Source organism: Rhizobacter sp. P1_G5 (assembly GCF_056405435.1).
The window spans coordinates 1-2,961 of sequence record NZ_JBFUCB010000703.1; the positions used below are offsets into that span (position 1 = coordinate 1).

A 2,961-nucleotide genomic window follows, 5' to 3' on the forward strand; every position below is an offset into this window, starting at 1 on the left:
TCAGCGAGAAGCCGATGGCCACCAAGTGGGACGAGGGTGTCGCGATGGTGCGGGCCTGCCGCGATGCCGGCGTCAAGCTGTTCGTCGTCAAGCAGAACCGGCTGAACGCCACGCTGCAGCTCGTCAAGCGCGCGGTCGACCAGGGCCGCTTCGGCAAGCTGGCGATGGTGGCGGTCAACGTGTTCTGGACCCGCCCGCAGGCCTACTACGACGCGGCGCCGTGGCGTGGCCGCTGGGACATGGACGGCGGCGCCTTCATGAACCAGGCGAGCCACTATGTCGACATGGTCGACTGGCTGGTCGGCCCGGTCGACAACGTGCACGCCTACACCGCGACGCTGTCGCGCAACATCGAGGCCGAGGACACCGGGGTGATGAGCCTGCGGCTGCGCAACGGCGCGCTGGCCTCGATCAACGTGACGATGCTGACGCACAACAAGAACTTCGAGGGCAGCATCACGATCCTCGGCGAGCGCGGCACGGTGCGCGTCGGCGGCGTCGCGGTCAACAAGATCGAGCACTGGGAGTTCGACACGCCGCACGAGGACGATGCCAAGGTCGCCGACGCGAGCTATGGCGTCAGCTCGGTCTACGGCCCCGGCCACCCGCTCTACTACGACAACGTGATCAAGACGCTGCGCGGCGAGGCGCATGCCGAGGTCGACGGCTACGAGGGCCTGCGCTCGCTCGAGGTGCTGATCGCCGGCTACCGCTCGGCACGCGACGGCGTGCGCGTCGGCCTGCCCTTGGTTTTTTGAACGGGACATTCTGATGATCCACGCCTCCGCCATCGTCGACGAAGGCGCGCAGCTCGGCGCCGGCACCCGGGTCTGGCATTTCGCGCATGTGTGCGCCGGCGCCCGCATCGGCGACGGCTGCTCGCTCGGGCAGGGTGTCTACGTCGGCAACGACGTCAACATCGGCCACAACGTGAAGATCCAGAACAACGTGTCGGTCTACGACGCGGTGACGCTCGAGGACGACGTGTTCTGCGGCCCGAGCATGGTCTTCACGAACGTCTACAACCCGCGCTCGGCCGTCACCCGCAAGAACGAGTACCGCCGCACGCTGGTGCGCCGCGGCGCGACGCTGGGCGCCAACTGCACGATCGTCTGCGGGCACACGGTCGGCCGCTATGCCTTCGTCGGTGCCGGTGCCGTCATCAACCGCGACGTGCCGGATTTCGCGCTGATGGTCGGCGTGCCGGCCCGCCAGGCCGGGTGGATGAGCCGGCACGGCGAGCGGCTCGAGCTGCCGCTCACCGGCGACGGCGAGGCCGCCTGCCCGGCGACCGGCGAACGCTACGTGCTGCGCAATTCGGTGTGCCAACCTGCAGAGGAAGTATCCGCATGAGCTCGAAGCTCGAATTCGTCGACCTGAAGACGCAGTACGCCGCGCTGAAGGGCAGCATTGCCGAGCGCATGCAGCGCGTGCTCGACCACGGCCAGTACATCATGGGTCCGGAGGTCAAGGAGCTCGAGGCGCAGCTCGCCGCGTACACCGGCGCGCGCCACTGCATCACGGTCGCGAGCGGCACCGAGGCGCTGCTGATCGCGCTGATGGCGCTCGACCTGAAGCCCGGCGACGAGGTCGTCACGACGCCGTTCACCTTCGCCGCCACCGCCGAGATGATCGTGCTGCTGGGCGGCGTGCCGGTGTTCGCCGACATCGAACCCGACACCTGCAACATCGACGCCGCGCTGATCGAGGCGCGGATCACGCCGCGCACGCGGGCCATCATGCCGGTGAGCCTGTACGGCCAGGCCGCCGACATGGACGCGATCAACGCGATCGCGCAGCGCCACGGGCTGCCGGTGATCGAGGATGCGGCGCAGAGCTTCGGGGCGGACTACGCAGGCCTGGATGACGTCAAGCGCAAGAGCTGCAACCTGAGCACGTTCGGCTGCACCAGCTTCTTCCCGAGCAAGCCGCTCGGCTGCTACGGCGACGGCGGCGCGATCTTCACCAGCGACGACCGCCTCGCGCAGGCCTGCCGCGAGATCCGCGTGCACGGCCAGAGCGCGCGCTACACGCACACCCGCGTCGGCGTCGGCGGGCGCATGGACACGCTGCAGTGCGCGATCGTGCTGGCCAAGCTCGAGCGCTTCGAGTGGGAAGTGCAGCAGCGCCTGGCGATCGGCGCGCGCTACAACGAGATGCTGGCCGGCAAGCTGCCGGTGGTGGCACAGCGCGCTGGCCGCACCAGCGTGTTCGCGCAGTACACGGTGTTCGTCGAGGACCGCGCCGCGGTGCAGGCGAAGCTGACGGCGCAGGGCATCCCGACCGCCGTGCACTACCCGCTGCCGATCAACCAGCAACCGGCCTACCGCGCCTGGCAGGTGCCGGGCGGCACGCCGCACGCCGAACGCGCCGCCGCGCGCGTGATGAGCCTGCCGATGAGCGCCGACCTGACCCCCACCGACCAGGAGCGGGTGGTGCACGCCTTGCTCGCATGACGACAGCGGGCGCGGCCGGCGCAGGCTCGGCGCGGCATGTGCTGACGCTGCTGACGGGCACCGGCCTGGCACAGCTGATCGCGCTCGCCGCGAGCCCGCTGCTGTCGCGCCTGTTCGCGCCGGAAGACTTCGGCGTGTTCGCGCTGTTCCAGAGCGTGGTCGCGCTGCTGGCGATCCTCGCGACCGGCCGCTATGAGCTGGCCATCGTGCTGCCGGAGTCGGACGACGACGGCTGGCAACTGCTGCTGCTCGCGTTGGCGATCACGCTCGCGGTGACCGGGCTGTCGTTGCTCGTTGTTGCGCTCGGTGGCGGATGGATCGCGCAAGCCTCCGGTCACGCCGCGCTCGCGCCGTGGCTCTACCTGCTGCCGCTGAGCGTCGCGCTGACCGCCGTCGTCAACACGCTGGGCTGCTGGTCGAACCGCCGCCGGCAGTACACGCAACTGGCCGGCAACCGCGTCGTGCAGAGCGCGGGCGGCGTCGCGGCCACGGTCGGCCTGGGAGC

4 protein-coding genes are annotated in these 2,961 nt (G+C 69.9%); all 4 read left to right on the forward strand.

Translation table 11 applies throughout. The annotated features are described in order from the left end of the window. The coding region (locus AC1D12_RS29740) for a Gfo/Idh/MocA family protein (RefSeq protein ID WP_477844809.1) at nt 1-758 on the forward strand (758 nt) is incomplete at its 5' end. 10 nt (nt 759-768) lie between these two features. After that, the gene (locus AC1D12_RS29745) at nt 769-1,353 is read left to right on the forward strand and encodes an acyltransferase (RefSeq protein ID WP_047499801.1); all 585 of its coding nucleotides are present in this window, start codon (nt 769-771) and stop codon (nt 1,351-1,353) included. Further along, a complete protein-coding gene (locus AC1D12_RS29750; protein WP_477844811.1) occupies nt 1,350-2,456 on the forward strand; it encodes a DegT/DnrJ/EryC1/StrS family aminotransferase in 1,107 nt (368 codons plus the stop codon). Before AC1D12_RS29745 ends, AC1D12_RS29750 begins: the two co-directional genes overlap by 4 nt. Further along, nucleotides 2,453-2,961: lipopolysaccharide biosynthesis protein (locus tag AC1D12_RS29755; protein ID WP_477844813.1), on the forward strand; the 509-nt coding region annotated here is incomplete at its 3' end. The genes AC1D12_RS29750 and AC1D12_RS29755, both read left to right, overlap by 4 nt.

What these genes read in the sequence shown, in the direction of transcription:
- AC1D12_RS29750 (WP_477844811.1), top strand. Translation starts at nt 1,350, where the DNA reads ATGAGCTCGAAGCTCGAATTCGTCGACCTGAAGACGCAGTACGCCGCG.